This is a genomic window from Terrihabitans rhizophilus, from assembly GCF_033898525.1.
GTDB classification, from domain to species: Bacteria; Pseudomonadota; Alphaproteobacteria; order Rhizobiales; family Methylopilaceae; genus Flaviflagellibacter; species Flaviflagellibacter rhizophilus.
Genome location: NZ_JAXAFJ010000005.1, coordinates 52352 through 67804 on the forward strand (window position 1 = coordinate 52352; position 15453 = coordinate 67804).

The window sequence follows — 15453 nt, forward strand, 5'->3', positions numbered from 1 at the left end:
AGCGCTCACCCGGTTTTGCGGTAATCCCTATACCACTCGACGAACCGGGCTATCCCTTCCTCCAGCGATGTGCGTGGCCTGTAGCCGGTCAGGGCCTCCAGAAGTCTGTAGTCCGCATGCGTCACGGGCACGTCGCCGGGCTGCATGGGCAGCATGTCCTTGATGGCGGTCCGGCCCAATGCAGCCTCTGTGGACGTGATCAACTGCATCAGTCCGGCTGGAGCGCCGCCGCCCAGATTGACGATCCGCCACGGAGCAGCCGGGGAGAGGGTGTCCGTGACACCTTCCCCTTGCACCGGCTCTCCTCTAACGGGGACGACGTCGACAAGTCGGGCGACAGCCTCCACCAGGTCATCGATATAGGTGAAATCGCGCTGCATCTGGCCGTTGCCGAAGACGGGTATGGGCTGTCCTGCCTCGATCTGCGCGACGAACTTGAAGAGCGCCATGTCCGGCCGTCCCCAAGGTCCGTAGACGGTGAAGAAGCGGAAGCAGGTGGTCGGCAGGTTCCAGAGATGGGCGTAGGAGTGCGACATCGCCTCCATGGCCTTCTTCGTCGCCGCATAGAGCGTCATTGGATGATCGGTGGGATCCGTCTCCGAGAACGGCATCTGCGTGTTCGCGCCGTAGACTGAACTGGTCGATGCCAGGAGCAGGTGGGCAGGCTGCGTCAGCCGCGCGATCTCCAGGACGTTGAAGGAGCCGACGAGGTTGGAGTCGACATAGGCGCGGGGGTTCTCGAGGCTGTAGCGGACACCGGCCTGTGCTGCGAGGTGGACGATCACGTCGGGCTGCGCCTGTTCCGCGGCACGGGTGAGGGCGTCCATGTCCTCCAGCATCGCGACATGGGCGTGGAAGCCGTCATTGGCCTCGAGCACCGCGTGCCGGTCCCGCTTCAGCTGCACGTCGTAATAGGGCGTCATGCCATCGAAGCCGGTGACCTGGTGCCCATCGGCCAGCAGGCGTCGCGCGAGATGGAACCCCACGAAGCCCGCTGTTCCCGTGATCAAGAAACGCATGAACGACCCGCTTATGTGATGCCTGCCCAGGCGACGCCGAAACAACGTGCGGTCACACGGGTTGGTTACACGCGGTGGTGTTCATCGTCCATGACAATGCCCGGTGGGGCGCGGGAGGATAGATGGCGACGGGAGACGGACAGGTGACGGCAGGTGACGAGGCGGTTCTCCGCAGCGAGGCGCTTACGGCTACAGTGGCAGCCAAGGGCGCCGAACTGGTGCGCCTGCAGGATGCGCAGGGGCGCGATCTGCTCTGGAGCGGGGATGAGGAAGTCTGGGGCTGGCACGCGCCGCTGCTGTTCCCCATCGTCGGCCGCGTCAGGAACGATCAGGTTAAGGTTGCCGGTCGGTCTTTTCCGATGAAGCAGCATGGCATTGCGAGGAAATCGCAGTTCCGCTCCATCGAGGCGGATGCCGGCCATTGCCTGTTCAGGCTGTCGCCCGACGCCTCCACCCGTGAAGCCTACCCGTTCGAATTCAGGCTGGACGTACTGTACGAGCTCAAGGGCAACGAACTCGCGATCACCGCATCGGTCACCAATACCGGCAGCGGTGACTTGCCCGCTTCCTTCGGGTTCCACCCGGCTTTCGTGTGGCCGCTTCCGGAAGGCGGAGCGCGTGAAGATCATGTGGTGCGGTTCGACGCCGATGAGCCTGCGGGAATACGGCAGTTGAACGACGGCCTGTTGAAGCCGGGTACCGTGCCAAACCCGGTTAGGAAACGCCGCCTGGCGCTGACGGATGAGCTGTTCAGCAAAGATGCCTTGGTCTTCGATCAGCCCAGGAGCCGGCGGCTGGTCTATGGCGGCAGGGGCGGGCCTCAAATCAGCGTCGAGTTTCCGGACATGCCGCATCTCGGCATCTGGTCGAAGCCCGGAGCGGGCTTTGTCTGCCTGGAACCCTGGCACGGGCATGCCAGCCCCGAAGACTTCGACGGTGAACTGCGCGACAAGCCCGGCATCGTCAATGTGCCCGAGGACGGAACCGCGCGTTTTGCCGTCCGCATCAGCGTTCTCGACCACCAGGAAGATCGGGTCTAACCTCCGTTGTATTGTGAGCGTTACAAGGGAGGATGGAGATGCCGGGAAGGCGCGAAGACGGACAGTTGATCGAGGAACTCGGGGTTATCGAAACCACCGAGAGCGATCAGATCCTCCGCTGGGACGGCGATGTCGTCTATATCGAGCAGGACATCTACCACAACGGCCAGTTGGTCCATCGCAAGTACCGCAGGCGGGTGACCGACGATGTGGCGCATGCCCTGCTGAAGCAGCTTGGCCACGTTCACTAGCTGCCACTGATCACGAAAAAGGCGGGCCGGGCGGCCCGCCTTTTACATCAGCCTGCGGGTTGATCCGGCCAGAACTGGAAGGCCCAGGTTTCGCTGAATGCCTGCTCGCCTATGTGCAGGAACAGGCGCAGCTCCACAGGATCGACGCCATCGGCGCCCTTGAGGTCGAACCGGGCGCGCCAGCGCTCGGTCCGCGGAATAGGCTCTACGATAACGTCGGTAAGCATGCCACGCGAGGTCGAGGCCGTGCCCTGGGGAGGTGCTTCGGTCGTCAGACCAGCCAGGGCGCCACCCTCGAATTCGACCACGAATTTGACCGCATCCGGTGTCGCGGTGTGGTCCTGCCCCGGTTCGCCGCCGCGCCCGATGCGGGTGGCGAACACATCCGCCAGTTGCTCCGCGGGGAAGGGCTCCTCGGCGCGCCAGTGCAGGCGGTAGCGGAAGTTGAGCGATGTGCCGGCCTCGATCGCCTGTTCCGGAACCCAGAATGCGACGATGTTATCGTGGATTTCGTCCTGCGTCGGGATTTCGACGAGTTGCACCGATCCCTTTCCCCAATCGTGCAGCGGCTGCACCCACAGCGATGGGCGGCGGTCATAGTTCACGCCGTCGAGATAGTTCTCGATGTTGCGATCCCGCTGCAGCAGGCCAAAGCCGAGGGGGTTCGTGTCCTGGAAGCTGGAGGTGACCACTCGCCGCGGATTGTTCAGCGGACGCCAGATGCGCTCGCCCTTGCCGGTCCAGAGCGCAATGCCGTCCGAATCGTGCACCTCCGGACGCCAGTCGATGAGGCGCATGCGGTTGTACTCGCCGTACCAGAACATGGAGGTCAGCGGCGCGATGCCGAGCTGCTGGATAGGCCTGCGGGCGAACAGGCGGGCGTCCACGTCCATCACGGCGCCGTCGGTGCGGATGACCGCGAACTTGTAGGCGCCTGAGATGCTGGGACCGTCGAGCAGCGCGTATACGAAGGTGGGGTCGCCCTCCTTCCGCGCCGGATCGATGTAGAACTCCACGAAGTCCGGGAATTCCTCGGGTGTGGGCACACTGACATCGACCGCGATTCCGCGCGCCGAAAGCCCGTACTGGTTCAGCGATCCGATAGAGCGGAAATAGGATGCGCCGAGGAAGACCATCCAGTCCTGGTGCTTCCAGTCCTTCCGGCGACGCGACTCGTGGAGGCGGAAGCCAGCGAAGCCTGCGTCCGAGGGCAGGCCCCGCGCCACGCTGTCCTTCGGCATGTCGAAGTAGTCGGCCGAGAACAGGATCTCTTGCGAGGTCTCGCTCTCGATGAGGTTGATGCTGACCTTTTTCGGGAAATACATCCCGAGGTGGAAGAACTCGATAGGATAGGCGCCGGGCCCGTTCGCGTTCAGCGCCTGATCGGCCTTGAAGACGATCTTGCCATGGGTGGCATAGTCGATCTTCGAGACGATTTCAGGGGCGGGGCGGTAGGGCTGCTTGTACGGCTCAGCGGAGCGCTGCTTCGCGCGTTCGATCAATCCCTCGAACGAAAACGGCTGGGACGGGCCCATCGGGTGTGAGTTCTGGGCGAAGGCCTGATCGGCGATGCCCGCCGATGCAAGGGAACCGAGAAGCCCGCAGATAAATTCACGCCGATCCGGAGTCACGTTGTGCATCCTCATCTGCTGTTCCGACAGAAACGTCCGAGCTTTCTTTAGTGACCTAAGCCATGGCGATCAATCCGCAGCCCTACGAAGATGCGCGCATGCCCTTCAAAGAGCAGGTAAATTAGGCTATATTGATGAGGCCGCGCAGCTTCGCGGCCCGGTCGATCCAGGAGAAGCCGCAAGGCTACCGAAGGCGCAATTCCCGAAAACGCTCAGGTCAGGTACTGGAACGGCTGGAGAGGAGATCTGGAGAGCGCGCTGAACCCAGGTTCAGGGCCGCCGAAGGGGCAAGCGGAGCCGTCATTGGCCTCGTGAATCTCTCAGGCAAAAGGACAGGTCGGGGACATGGACCCGAAATCCTTTGCGGAGAGCTCTTATGCATGTCCTCGTTCTTGGTGCCGGCGTCATCGGCACGTCCGCCGCCTGGTACCTTCAGAAAGCCGGCCATCAGGTCACCGTCCTTGAGCGGCAGGGCGGCGCCGGTCGCGAAACCTCCTTCGCCAATGGCGGGCAGATTTCGGTCTCCCACGCCGAGCCCTGGGCCAATCCGTCGGCTCCACTGAAGCTGATGAAGTGGCTGGGGCGGGAAGATGCGCCGCTCCTGTTCCGTCTTCGCGCGGACTGGCGGCAGTGGCGCTGGGGGCTCAGCTTCCTGCGCGAATGCACGGCGGCGCGAACCAGCCGGAACATCGCGCAGATCGTCAATCTCGGACTGTATTCGCGTCAGTCGCTCCAGGAACTCCGCGCCGAAACCGGCATCCAGTACGATCATCTGGAACGGGGCATCCTCCACTTCTACACCAGCCAGAGCGAGTGGGACGCGGCGCAGGAGCCGGCCGAAGTGATGCGCCGCCACGGCGCCGATCTGGACATGCTGACGCCGGATCAGGTGGTGGCCATCGAACCCGCGCTTGCCGGCGCCCGCGACAAGATCGTCGGAGGCAGCATGACGGTCGCCGACGAGTCCGGCGACGCCGGCATGTTCACGCGGGAACTCGCGAAGCTCTGCGAGGCAGCGGGGGTCTCATTCCTCTACAACACCACCGTTTTCGGGATGAACGAGGAGGGCGGCGAGATCACCGGCGTCCGCGTCCGCTCGGAGGATGGCTCCTACGCGACTTTGCAGGCCGATGCCTATGTGGTCTGCCTCGGCAGCTACAGTCCCATGATGGTGCGGCCGCATGGCATCGACCTGAACATCTATCCGGCCAAGGGCTACTCGGTCAGCATGCCGGTGGCGGATCCGGACAAGGCTTATCACGTGAGCCTGACGGACGATGAGTACAAGCTGGTCTTCTCCCGCCTCGGCAACCGGCTCCGGATCGCGGGCACGGCTGAGCTGAACGGCTACAATCTCGACCTCAACCCGGTGCGTTGCGAGGCCATCGTGCGCCGAGTGGAAGAACTGTTCCCCGGCGCGGGCGACACCTCGCAGGCCAGCTTCTGGACCGGGCTGCGGCCGCTGACGCCTTCCAACGTGCCGTATATCGGACGCACGCGGGTGCGGAACCTGTACCTCGACACCGGGCACGGCACCCTTGGCTGGACCCATGCCTGCGGCTCCGGCCGTGCAATCGCCGACATCATCTCCGGCAATAATCCGCCGGTGGATTTCGCCTTCACCCAGGCTTGATCCGGCTGCGGCGTCAGCGCGTTTGACGCCGCAGTTCCGGCCGGACTAGGTCTGCGCGAAAGGGAGCGACCACACATGAGGCTTCGTGGACCAGTCCTCGGCCTGTCCTTCTTCATCGCTGGCCTCGTGGTGATTGCCGTCGCGATGCTGTGGATGATGCCGTCCCGGCAGGCCGTCACCAACACCGCCTCGCTGGTGGGCGGATCGTTCCGGGGGGTCGATCAGGACGGCAAGGCGGTCACCGAAGCCGAGATGAAGGGCAAGCCCTTCCTCGTCTTCTTCGGCTTCACCCATTGCCCCGATGTGTGCCCGACCACCTTGTTCGAACTGTCGCAGGCCCTCAACGGCCTTGGCCCCCGGGCCGAAGGGATCAACGCGCTGTTCGTGACCGTGGACCCGGAGCGGGACACGCCGGAGGTCCTCCAGCGTTATCTCTCAAGCTTCAACCCGAGGATCCGGGGCATCACGGGTGACACGGCCTCGGTCGAGGCGATGGTCAAGACCTACCGTGCCTACGCGAAGAAGGTGGCGCTGGACGATGGCTCCTACACGATGGACCACACGGCGCTTGTCTACATCATGGACCGCAATGGCGGCTTCGTCCGGCCGCTGAACATGCAGCGTCCCACCGCCGAGATCGTCGACGAGCTGCGTACGGTTCTTTAGCCGCTGCATCCGCGACGTGCGGGCAAGGCCGTGTTCGGTTTTTTCCCAGAGATGCGGCGCATGCAGCATCTGGAAGGTGGCGCGCCACATGGCGGCGGATCCCAGCAGCCAGTACAGCGGCATCAGCGGCAGCCAGCGGTTCAGCCAGGACAGGTTGCGCCGATCCGCTCCGATGGCGCCCAGCGCAATGGCCGTGCCGAAGCCGAGCACGAGGTTCAGCAGCTCCAGCCCCTCCGTCGCCGAATGGGCCCAGCCACCTTCGCCCGTCAGCCATAGCCCAGCCGCCGTGTGGGCGAACACGCTGGTCAGGAAGATGGGAAGCATGATGGCGCTAAGCGGCACACCGCCGATGAAGGCCTGGAAGACAAGGAAGTTGCGCCAGCCAAGATCGCGCAGCAGCCGGCGCGGACTGCGCATGTGCACCATCCAGGTCAGGGCATAGCCTTTCAGCCACCGCGTGCGCTGCTTCAGCCACGCGTGGAAGGTGTTGGGCGCCTCCTCGTAGGTGGTGGATGTGATGGTGGTGGACGCATAGCCCGCGCGCGCCAGCCGGACACCGAGATCGGCGTCCTCCGTAACGTTCCACGCATCCCAGCCGCCCAGCCGGTCCAGCACCTCGGTGCGGAAATGGTTGGACGTTCCGCCCAGCGGGAAGAACAGGCCCGAACGCGACAGCGCCGGCAGGAGAGCGTCGAACAGGCCGGCATATTCCAGCGCGAACAGGCGCGTCAGCGGATGGTCCCGGATGTTGTCGATCGCGAGTCGCGCCTGCACGCAGCCGAGATGTGGCCCGGTTCGCGCAAAGGCGTGCAGCGCCTCACGGAGTTGACCCGGATCGGGCCGGTCCTCGGCGTCGAACACGGCAACGAAGCTGCCTCGGGCAAGGACGAGGCCCATGTTCAACGCGCGGGGCTTGGTGCGGGGCTGCCCATCAGGAAGCACCAGAACCTCGAAATGGCCGGGGAGATGCACATGCTCGAGCGCCGAGCGGGTTTCCTGGTCGGCTTCCTCCACCAGCAGCTTCACGTCCAGCTTGACGGCCGGATAGTCGAAGCCGTCGAGCGCCTGGATCAGTTCGGGCAGGCAGCGGCTTTCCCGGTAGAGCGGCACAAGCACGGTGTAGACGGGCAGGCGAGCATCCGGAACGCGAGGTCGGCTCTCGACCGAAAGCTCGGCCCGCACGGCCAGCAACCGCAGCGCCGTGAGGGCGATGAAGACAAGCGAAAGCGGTATGGCCGCGATCAGCGAATTCGCCACGGTGGCGCAGAGCGCCAGCGCCACGGCAATGCTCAGCACGAGAAAGCAGCAGGGCGCCAGCCAGGCCGCTCTCGCGCTCTGGCCGGATTGCTCGCGCGCGGGTCCTTCGGACGCGGTGACCACCAGTGCCGGCGCCGCTGCCCGGATCAGGAGGTTCGCGAACAGATCGGGTTCCGCCAGCAGGATCTGGTGGCGCATGCCGGGCAGGATCAGCAATTGGCGGGCAAGCGCCTCCATGCAGGTTCCGCGCACAGCCACGACCAAGCGGCTGTCCGGAAGCCGCAACACGCCGGCTCTCGCTGCAGCGCGCGTCTTGGCGACATCGAGGAAGGCGGCGGGAACGTCTTCCAGACGCGCGGCGCGGAGTTCGAGCCGGCGGGCAAGGCGGCCCACCAGATCGCTGGCCGGTACTGAAGAGAGAGCGAGGAGCCAGTCCATCGCGCTCGGATTCCAGCCGCCTGCCTGCTGTGAGGCCTGCCGGGCTTCGCCGTCGTTCGTCATGGCGCCGAGGAGAGCGCGCATGATCGTGTCCGTGGAAGGTACGTCTTCATCGAGCGAAAGATCGCGGCCGTGAGGGATCGTGCCGCCCTGGGCCGGCGGCAGATCCCCTCCGTGCGCCGACACGCGATGCTTTGCCCCGCCCGGCAGCATGCTTTCCCCCGCTCCCGTCGGCGTTATAAGCTAATCCGGATCAACTGACGCTGGTAAAACGACAAAATGCGCATCGCGCTCGCGCTCGGCCTTGCCGGGCTGCTCCTTGCTCTGGCGCCTGCCGCATCCTCTGCGCAGGAAGCTTCCCCGCTTCCCCGCTTCCGGGTCGCGCCGCTGGAGCCGACACCGGCCCCTCCCGGGCCGAGCCGTGTCGTGCGCTTCCTGACAGCCTCCGAGTTCCCGCCCTTCCAGTTCGTCGGCGGCGATGGAAACCCGGCGGGGCTCAATGTCGATCTGGCGAGGGCGATCTGCGCGCGCCTGAACTTTCCCTGCACGATCCAGGCCCTGCCATGGGACGAACTGCCGGCTGCGGTGGAGAGTGGACGCGCGGACGCTCTCATCGCGGGCATGAAGCCGACGGCCGCGCTGCGCGAGAGGCTGGATCTCACGCGTCCCTATTTCAGGCTGCCCGCCCGCTTCGTGGCGCTGCGGGACAGCCAGCCGTCCGAGATCTCGCCAGATGCCTTGGCCGGCAAGAAGGTCGCGGTGGTTCAAGGCACCGCGCACGAGGCTTTCCTGAAGGCCTTCTTCCCACAGGCGCAATTGATGGCAGAGGCCGATGCGAACGCCGCCCGCGCGGCGCTGCGGGAAAAGCGGGCCGATCTGCTGTTCGGTGACGGCGTGTCCCTGTCGCTGTGGATTGGCGGAACAGAATCGGCGGAGTGCTGCAGCTTCGTGGGTGGCCCCTATCCAGAGAGCCGCTTCTTTGGCGAGGGGATGGTCATCGCGGTGAAGAAGGGCGAGGTTCGCCTGCGCCAGCAGCTGGATCGCGCGCTGGACGAGATTGAGACCAGCGGCGCGATGGCCGATCTCTACCTGCGCTGGTTCCCCATCGGTATCTTCTAACGCGAGATTTGACGGCTACCCCGGCCGCCACCTAGGTTCCGGCCGATTTCTGGAGACAAGATTAGATGAGCGTTGCCGGTACCGGCACGGCCGCGGACATCGCGGCATTGGCGAAGGTTTCGACGGCATGGCCGTTCGAAGAAGCGCGCAAGATCGTGGACAGGCTGGAGCGCCGTGGCGGCGATGCCGGCAAGACGGTGCTGTTCGAGACAGGCTATGGCCCCTCGGGCCTTCCACATATCGGAACCTTCGGCGAGGTGGCGCGCACCAGCATGGTGCGGCATGCCTTCCGGGTGCTGACCGAAGACCGCATCCCCACGCGTCTCGTCTGTTTCTCCGACGATCTCGACGGCCTGCGCAAGGTGCCGGACAATGTGCCGAACCGCGATGCCATAGCTGCCTATCTTGGCCAGCCGCTGACGAGGGTGCCCGACCCGTTCGGCAGCCCGGAGGGTTCCTTCGGCGCGGCGAACAATGCCCGGCTGCGCGCGTTCCTCGACAGGTTCGGCTTCGAATACGAGTTCCTGAGCGCGACGGAGCAGTACACGTCCGGCCGCATGGACGAGACGCTGCTGCGGATGCTCGCCAAGTATGACGAGGTGATGGACATCATCCTGCCGACGCTGGGACCGGACCGTCGCGCTACCTATTCGCCCTTTCTCCCTATCTGCCCGCGCACCGGCGTGGTGCTGCAGGTGCCGATGGTGGACCGCGACGTCGCCGCGGGCACCATCACCTACCTCGATCCCCAGACGGGCGAGCGGATGGAAACGCCGGTCACCGGCGGGTGCGTGAAGTGCCAGTGGAAGGCGGACTGGGCGATGCGCTGGGTAGCGCTTGGCGTCGATTACGAAATGGCCGGCAAGGACCTGATCGATTCCGTGAAGCTGTCCGGCCAGATCGCCCGCGTGCTGGGCGCCGAGCCGCCGGAAGGCTTCAACTACGAGCTGTTCCTCGACGAGAACGGCCAGAAGATATCGAAGTCCAAGGGCAATGGCCTGACCATCGAGGACTGGCTGGCTTATGCATCGCCGGAGAGCCTGTCGCTCTACATGTACCAGAGCCCCCGGTCTGCGAAGCGGCTCCACTTCGACGTGATCCCGCGCAATGTCGACGATTACCTGAACTTCCTGGAGAAGTACCCGCAGCAGGAGCCGAAGGACCGGCTGCTGAACCCCGTCTTCCACATCCATTCCGGCGAGCCGCCGGCGGTTGAGCGGATCGGCTCGGAGGAGGTGCAGCTGTCGTTCTCGATGCTGCTCAACATCGCCTCGGTGTCGAATGCGGAAACGGAGGAGCAGCTCTGGGGCTTCATCCGGCAATATGCGCCGGGTGTCGGGCCGCAGACCCATCCGCGCCTTGGCGCGCTGGTCGGCTACGCCGTGCGCTACTACCACGACTTCGTAAAGCCCAAGAAGGTGTTCGCCGCGCCCGACGAGACCGCGCGTGCAGCACTCCAAGCCCTCGACGTGGCGCTGGCGGCGCTGCCGGCCGATGCGACCTCCGACGCCATACAAGCGCAGGTCTATGAGATCGGCCGCACCTTTTATCCCGACACCTCCGGCAAGGCGAAGTCTCCGGACGGACGCCCCGGCGTGTCGCATGCCTGGTTCGGCACGCTCTACAAGACGCTGATCGGGCAGGAGAAGGGGCCGCGCTTCGGCTCCTTCGTTGCGGTGTTCGGCATCGAGGACACACGGGCGCTCATCGCACGGGCCCTCAACAACGAATTTGCGGCGGCGTGATAATGAGCGGGCTGAACGTATATCTGTCGGGCGAAATCCACACCGACTGGCGCGAGCAGATCGAGCAGGGCGCAAAGGCGGCCGGGCTCGACATCGTGTTCACCGCGCCGGTGACCGTGCACGAAAACAGCGACGATTGCGGCGCGGTCATCCTCGGCGAGGAAGAGCGGACGTTCTGGCGGGACCACAAGGGCGCCAAGATCAACGCGATCCGCACCCGCACCCTGATCGGCAAGGCCGACATCGTGGTGGTGCGCTTCGGCGACAAGTACAAGCAGTGGAATGCCGCGTTCGATGCCGGCATCGCCTATGCGCTCGGCAAGTCGCTGATCGTGCTGCACGATCTGTCGCTGACGCATCCGCTGAAGGAAGTCGACGGCGCCGCACTCGCCGTGGCGGAAACGGCCGGGCAGGTGGTCGAAATTCTCGCCTATGTCCTGACGGGCGACCTGAAGCGCTGAGGCTGACGCCCTATTGGCTCGACCAGAGGATGCGGGCGATAAACGCCACCTGATCGAGCGGGATTGTCCGATCCGGATGCTCCGCATTGAAGGAGCGCAGCTCCACCAGCTTGGTGGTGCGGCGCTTCAGCTCCTTTGCCAGAACCTCGCCTTCATTGGTTTTCACCACCACGCGGTCGCCGCGCCGCACCTCGGCTGCGGGTGAAACAACGATGACGTCGCCGTTCCGGTAAAGCGGCAGCATTGAATCGCCTGATATTTCCAGCGCGTAGGCGTGTTCGTCGGCAACGGCCGGGAGATTGACCTCCTCCCAGCCTTCTCCCGCCGGAAATCCGGCATCGGTGAAGAACCCGCCCGCGCCGGCCTGTGCGAGGCCGATCAGTGGCACGGCCCGATTGGCCTTCGGAGATGCCGAGACAAGGTCGAGGAAAGCTTCCAGAGAAGAGCCGGTGGCGTGCAGGATCTTCGCCACGGATTCGGTGGACGGCCAGCGCGGACGCCCGTCGGCGGCGACCCGCTTCGAACGATTGAAGGTGGTGGGGTCCAGCCCGGCCCGCTTGGCGAGCGCCGAGGCCGACAATCCGTTGCTCTCGGCGAGCTGGTCGATCGCTGCCCAGATGCGGTTGTGGGTAAGCATGTGCGCCTTCCGGCTTTTATGCGGATAGTAGGAATTAGCTCCTTCTACTTGCGTTGTCCAGTAGATGCCGACCTTCCGGCGCTTGATCGCCGCTGACAGCGCGCCTAACACTCCGCACCATGGTTTCCAGCGGCCTCATCTTTAAAATCTTGGACGATGCCTTGTGGCAGGAGGCGCAGAGGGCGGGGGTCTTCCGTGGTGCGCCGGTCGATCATGCCGACGGCTACATCCACTTCTCGACGTCCGAACAGGTGGCAGAAACCGCGCGGCGTCATTTCGCCGGCCGCGACGATCTCGTCCTGCTCGCGATCGACACGGCAAAGCTCGATGCCCACGCCCTGAGATGGGAGCCCTCGCGGGGAGGCGACCTGTTCCCGCACCTTTACGGCGACCTGCCGCTGACCTCCGTCCTCTGGGCCAAGCCGCTTCCGTTCGTCGGCGGCCAACACATCTTTCCGGATACTGCATCATGATCACTGCCGGCTGGCCTCTTCTCCGCAGCGTCCTGGGCGGCGTGGACCCCGAGCGCGCGCACGACATGACGATCTCGGCACTGGAAAGCGTGCCGATGCGCGCCGCGCCGCCCGATGATCCGAGGCTGGCGGTGGAGGCGTTCGGGCTGCGCTTTCCGAATCCGGTGGGCCTTGCGGCGGGCTTCGACAAGGACGGGCGGGTGCCCGACCCGTTGTTGCGGATGGGGTTCGGCTTCGTGGAAGTGGGCTCGATCACGCCCAAGGCGCAGCCCGGCAATCCGAAGCCTCGCATCTTCCGTCTTCCCGAGGCAAAGGGCGTTATCAACCGGCTGGGCTTCAACAATGCCGGCCATCAGGCCGCGCTCACACGGCTGTCCCAGCGTGCCGGGCGTCCGGGCATTGTCGGCGTCAATGTGGGAGCCAACAAGGACGCGCTGGACCGCGCGGCTGACTATGCGGCGGGCGTGCGCGCCTTCTCCACCTTCGCCAGCTACCTGACCATCAACATCTCCTCGCCCAACACTCCGGGATTGAGGGATCTTCAGGCACGCGATGCGCTGGACGATCTTCTGGCCCGCGTCATGGAGGCTCGCGAGGAGGCACGCATCCGCCGGCCCGTGCTGCTGAAGCTGGCACCCGATCTGGCACTGGACGATCTGGATGATGCGGTCGAAGTGGCGCTGGCGCGGGGCGTCGATGGTCTCATCGTCTCCAACACCACCATCACCCGGCCGCCGGGCCTGACCGATGCGGCGATGGCCGAAGCCGGCGGTCTCTCTGGCGCGCCGCTGTTTCGCCGGGCTACATGGATGCTTGCCCAAACCGCACGGCGGACCGAGGGCCGGGTGCCGCTGGTCGGCGTCGGCGGCGTGGACTCCGCCGAGACCGCGCTGGCAAAGCTCCGTGCGGGTGCAAGCCTCGTCCAGCTCTACACCGCCATGACCTATAACGGCCCTGGCCTGATCGGCGAGATCAAGACCGGCCTGTTAGCCGCCATGGAGCGGGAAGCAGCCCCGTCCATCACCGATTTCATCGGCCGCGACCGTGACGCCATTGCAGCCGAGGGGCCGGGCTAGCGTCCGGCGTCCCAGACGAAGCCGGAGGCCCAGAAGGCGCCGATGGCAATGAGAATGCCCACCAACACGATAAGGGGGAGAGAACTGCTCCTCTCCCGGCGCGTTTCTGCCGGTACGGCGGGTGCTGCCGGTCCTGTGGGCACCGCAGGCGCGGCCGTTTCCATGGCGCGGGTTACAAAGCTGCCCGGAACATCCGAGGCAAGGGCCTTCTCGCGCTCCACGATACGGTGGGCCACGTAGTCGGTGATGGCCTGCGTGATCCCGTCCAGGCTCTCCGTTTCGGCCAGCAGCCTGCGGCCATGCCGCGTGTCCTGGAAGAACCTATAGGTTCGCTTGTCACGGTCGAGTTCGACGAAGCCGAGCACGTCGATGAACAGGCGCGCGGGATCTCCGGGCATGATGGCGGAATCGAACAGCTCGACGTCCTGCGGAACCTGCGCAAACACCGGCTCCAGCTTTTCCTTCAGCAGGTCGAGCCGCGCCATTTCCGCCGTGCGGAGTTCGACCAGGACGCCGGTCCGCTCAGCCGATGCCGTGCGCGCCCGGCGCAATGCCTCGCGGAGGCTTGGCACACCTGCTTCGCGTGGCATTTCCATTGGTTAACCCTTGGTTTACGAGCCTGACAAACTACCCTTCAAAATAGGTGAGCGGAAGTGTGGCGGAGGCGGCCATCCCCGCGCGAATCGAAGACTTGCCAACAAGGTGAACAGCCGCTGGCGGCAGGTGGTCTCGTCCGCGCCAGCCGTGCACCAGATTCTGCCTCATCTTGAGCCTGTCGAAGGATGGTCGGGCAGGGAGCGCAAGCATTCCTCGACAAGCCGAGGATGAGGTCCGTTCCCGCGGACGAACGATCTAAAATTTGAGGTCCGGCCCGATGGGAACGATCCGCGTCGGGTTTATGCCGGTGTGGCTCCAGTAGTAGTGCGTCTTGATGTGGTTGAGGTCTACGGTCTCGGCCACGCCCGGCGTGTGGTAGAGCCGGTGCAGCAGGGCCGACAGGTTTGAGTAGTCGGCAATGCGGCGCCGGTTGCACTTGAAGTGGCCGTGATAGACCGCATCGAAGCGCACGAGGGTAGTGAACAGCCGCCAATCCGCTTCGGTGGACTGGTTTCCGATCAGGAAAGGTGTTCGCCCGAGGCGGCCTTCCAGCATGTCCAGAGCTTCGAACAGCGCGGTTGCGGCTTCCTCATAGGCCTCCTGCGTCGTGGCGAAGCCCGCGCGATAGACGCCGTTGTTCACGCGCTCATAGACCAGCGCGTTCACCTCCTCGATCTCTTCGCGCAGTGGGGCGGGCCAGTAATCCTCCCGCGCATCGGTCAGGGCATCGAAGGCACTGTTCATCATGCGGATGATGTCCGCGGATTCGTTCGAGACGATGGTGCCGCGTTCGCGGTCCCACAGCACCGGCACGGTGACGCGGCCGGTATAGGCGCGGTCCGCCTCCAGATAGACTTCATAGAGCCGCCTGTGCCCGAACAGATGGTCGGGTGTTGCGCCGGGAAAGTCGCCAAACACCCAGCCTTCATCGGCCATGCGAGGATCGACGACGGAGACGCTGATCGCATCCTCAAGGCACTTCAGCTTTCGGAAGATCAGCGCACGGTGCGCCCAGGGACAGGCAAGCGAGACGTAGAGGTGATAGCGGCCCGCTTCAGCCTTGAAGCCCCCGTCGCCGCTCGGTCCGGGTTCGCCCGTAGCCGTCACCCAGTTCCGGAACCTGGAGCTCTCGCGGACAAACCTGCCACCCGACTTCTTGGTGTCGTACCAGGTGGTCTCCCACTTGCCGTGAACCAGCTGACCCATGGTGACACCTCGCCTGTTCGTTGGATTGGAGGAGCGGCTCCAGAAGAACGCCCGTTCTTCCTACTTGTGCCGGGGAATGCACTGTGATGTTAGTCGCGCCCGTTCTTCCGGGGGTTCCTGTGGTCCGACGATGCGGTCTTGAGGTGCGTAGCTGCGCACCGGAAATTTTCCGCCGCTGAACCCTGTTCGCGGCCTCCGCACCAC

At 64.9% G+C, this 15453-nt stretch carries 14 protein-coding genes, 1 pseudogene and 1 riboswitch; of the genes and pseudogenes, 9 read left to right on the plus strand and 6 right to left on the minus strand.

Features of this window, described 5'->3' with window-relative positions; all coding sequences use genetic code 11:
- Positions 1-5: 5 nt before the first annotated feature.
- The gene (locus SCD90_RS09730) at positions 6-1019 is read right to left on the minus strand and encodes an NAD-dependent epimerase/dehydratase family protein (RefSeq protein WP_319844482.1); all 1014 of its coding nucleotides are present in this window, start codon (positions 1017-1019) and stop codon (positions 6-8) included.
- A gap of 122 nt (positions 1020-1141) precedes the next feature.
- On the opposite strand from SCD90_RS09730, the gene SCD90_RS09735 reads away from it, so the two are divergent.
- Together SCD90_RS09735 and SCD90_RS09740 are read left to right on the plus strand one after the other, a co-directional pair.
- The gene (locus SCD90_RS09735; protein WP_319844483.1) at positions 1142-2059 is read left to right on the plus strand and encodes an aldose 1-epimerase family protein; all 918 of its coding nucleotides are present in this window, start codon (positions 1142-1144) and stop codon (positions 2057-2059) included.
- A gap of 38 nt (positions 2060-2097) precedes the next feature.
- Positions 2098-2310 carry a hypothetical protein gene (locus SCD90_RS09740; protein WP_319844484.1) on the plus strand — a complete coding sequence of 71 codons (213 nt, stop codon included), beginning with the start codon at positions 2098-2100 and terminating at the stop codon, positions 2308-2310.
- 47 nt (positions 2311-2357) lie between these two features.
- On the opposite strand, the gene SCD90_RS09745 is transcribed toward SCD90_RS09740, so the two are convergent.
- The gene (locus SCD90_RS09745; protein ID WP_319844485.1) at positions 2358-3956 is read right to left on the minus strand and encodes an OpgD/OpgG family glucan biosynthesis protein; all 1599 of its coding nucleotides are present in this window, start codon (positions 3954-3956) and stop codon (positions 2358-2360) included.
- Between the two features lie 221 nt (positions 3957-4177).
- A riboswitch (glycine riboswitch) is annotated at positions 4178-4287 on the plus strand.
- Between the two features lie 30 nt (positions 4288-4317).
- Here SCD90_RS09745 and SCD90_RS09750 point away from each other — a divergent pair.
- Together SCD90_RS09750 and SCD90_RS09755 are read left to right on the plus strand one after the other, a co-directional pair.
- On the plus strand, positions 4318-5574 hold the full coding sequence (locus tag SCD90_RS09750; protein ID WP_319844486.1) for a D-amino acid dehydrogenase: 1257 nt from the start codon (positions 4318-4320) through the stop codon (positions 5572-5574).
- Between the two features lie 75 nt (positions 5575-5649).
- Positions 5650-6240, plus strand: a complete 591-nt coding sequence (locus SCD90_RS09755) for an SCO family protein (protein WP_319844487.1) — start codon at positions 5650-5652, stop codon at positions 6238-6240.
- A gap of 300 nt (positions 6241-6540) precedes the next feature.
- Here the strand turns inward: SCD90_RS09755 and SCD90_RS09760 are convergent.
- Positions 6541-8148, minus strand: a pseudogene (locus SCD90_RS09760) (glycosyltransferase); the annotation flags it as partial.
- A gap of 66 nt (positions 8149-8214) precedes the next feature.
- Here SCD90_RS09760 and SCD90_RS09765 point away from each other — a divergent pair.
- From SCD90_RS09765 to SCD90_RS09775, 3 genes are all read left to right on the plus strand, one after another.
- Positions 8215-9054, plus strand: coding sequence for a transporter substrate-binding domain-containing protein (locus SCD90_RS09765; protein WP_319844488.1), 840 nt, complete (start codon positions 8215-8217; stop codon positions 9052-9054).
- A 65-nt stretch (positions 9055-9119) separates the two neighbouring features.
- Positions 9120-10799 (plus strand): lysine--tRNA ligase, encoded by a 1680-nt coding sequence (locus SCD90_RS09770; RefSeq protein ID WP_319844489.1) that lies wholly within the window; start codon positions 9120-9122, stop codon positions 10797-10799.
- A 2-nt stretch (positions 10800-10801) separates the two neighbouring features.
- Positions 10802-11260 carry a YtoQ family protein gene (locus tag SCD90_RS09775; RefSeq protein WP_319844490.1) on the plus strand — a complete coding sequence of 153 codons (459 nt, stop codon included), beginning with the start codon at positions 10802-10804 and terminating at the stop codon, positions 11258-11260.
- 10 nt (positions 11261-11270) lie between these two features.
- On the opposite strand, the gene SCD90_RS09780 is transcribed toward SCD90_RS09775, so the two are convergent.
- On the minus strand, positions 11271-11897 hold the full coding sequence (locus SCD90_RS09780) for a S24 family peptidase (RefSeq protein ID WP_319844491.1): 627 nt from the start codon (positions 11895-11897) through the stop codon (positions 11271-11273).
- Positions 11898-12016: 119 nt separating this feature from the next.
- Here SCD90_RS09780 and SCD90_RS09785 point away from each other — a divergent pair, with 119 nt between their 5' ends.
- A complete protein-coding gene (locus SCD90_RS09785; RefSeq protein ID WP_319844492.1) occupies positions 12017-12370 on the plus strand; it encodes a DUF952 domain-containing protein in 354 nt (117 codons plus the stop codon).
- A complete protein-coding gene (locus tag SCD90_RS09790; RefSeq protein WP_319844493.1) occupies positions 12367-13446 on the plus strand; it encodes a quinone-dependent dihydroorotate dehydrogenase in 1080 nt (359 codons plus the stop codon). Before SCD90_RS09785 ends, SCD90_RS09790 begins: the two co-directional genes overlap by 4 nt.
- Here SCD90_RS09790 and SCD90_RS09795 read toward each other — a convergent pair.
- Positions 13443-14042 carry a hypothetical protein gene (locus tag SCD90_RS09795; RefSeq protein WP_319844494.1) on the minus strand — a complete coding sequence of 200 codons (600 nt, stop codon included), beginning with the start codon at positions 14040-14042 and terminating at the stop codon, positions 13443-13445. The genes SCD90_RS09790 and SCD90_RS09795 overlap by 4 nt on opposite strands.
- A 256-nt stretch (positions 14043-14298) precedes the next feature.
- On the minus strand, positions 14299-15249 hold the full coding sequence (locus SCD90_RS09800) for a glutathione S-transferase family protein (protein ID WP_319844495.1): 951 nt from the start codon (positions 15247-15249) through the stop codon (positions 14299-14301).
- Between the last annotated feature and the right edge of the window lie 204 nt (positions 15250-15453).

Coding starts and splice junctions, on each gene's coding strand:
- SCD90_RS09730 (WP_319844482.1), bottom strand. CDS start 1,019: ATGCGTTTCTTGATCACGGGAACAGCGGGCTTCGTGGGGTTCCATCTC.
- SCD90_RS09735 (WP_319844483.1), top strand. CDS start 1,142: ATGGCGACGGGAGACGGACAGGTGACGGCAGGTGACGAGGCGGTTCTC.
- SCD90_RS09740 (WP_319844484.1), top strand. CDS start 2,098: ATGCCGGGAAGGCGCGAAGACGGACAGTTGATCGAGGAACTCGGGGTT.
- SCD90_RS09745 (WP_319844485.1), bottom strand. CDS start 3,956: ATGAGGATGCACAACGTGACTCCGGATCGGCGTGAATTTATCTGCGGG.
- SCD90_RS09750 (WP_319844486.1), top strand. CDS start 4,318: ATGCATGTCCTCGTTCTTGGTGCCGGCGTCATCGGCACGTCCGCCGCC.
- SCD90_RS09755 (WP_319844487.1), top strand. CDS start 5,650: ATGAGGCTTCGTGGACCAGTCCTCGGCCTGTCCTTCTTCATCGCTGGC.
- SCD90_RS09765 (WP_319844488.1), top strand. CDS start 8,215: ATGCGCATCGCGCTCGCGCTCGGCCTTGCCGGGCTGCTCCTTGCTCTG.
- SCD90_RS09770 (WP_319844489.1), top strand. CDS start 9,120: ATGAGCGTTGCCGGTACCGGCACGGCCGCGGACATCGCGGCATTGGCG.
- SCD90_RS09775 (WP_319844490.1), top strand. CDS start 10,802: ATGAGCGGGCTGAACGTATATCTGTCGGGCGAAATCCACACCGACTGG.
- SCD90_RS09780 (WP_319844491.1), bottom strand. CDS start 11,897: ATGCTTACCCACAACCGCATCTGGGCAGCGATCGACCAGCTCGCCGAG.
- SCD90_RS09785 (WP_319844492.1), top strand. CDS start 12,017: ATGGTTTCCAGCGGCCTCATCTTTAAAATCTTGGACGATGCCTTGTGG.
- SCD90_RS09790 (WP_319844493.1), top strand. CDS start 12,367: ATGATCACTGCCGGCTGGCCTCTTCTCCGCAGCGTCCTGGGCGGCGTG.
- SCD90_RS09795 (WP_319844494.1), bottom strand. CDS start 14,042: ATGGAAATGCCACGCGAAGCAGGTGTGCCAAGCCTCCGCGAGGCATTG.
- SCD90_RS09800 (WP_319844495.1), bottom strand. CDS start 15,249: ATGGGTCAGCTGGTTCACGGCAAGTGGGAGACCACCTGGTACGACACC.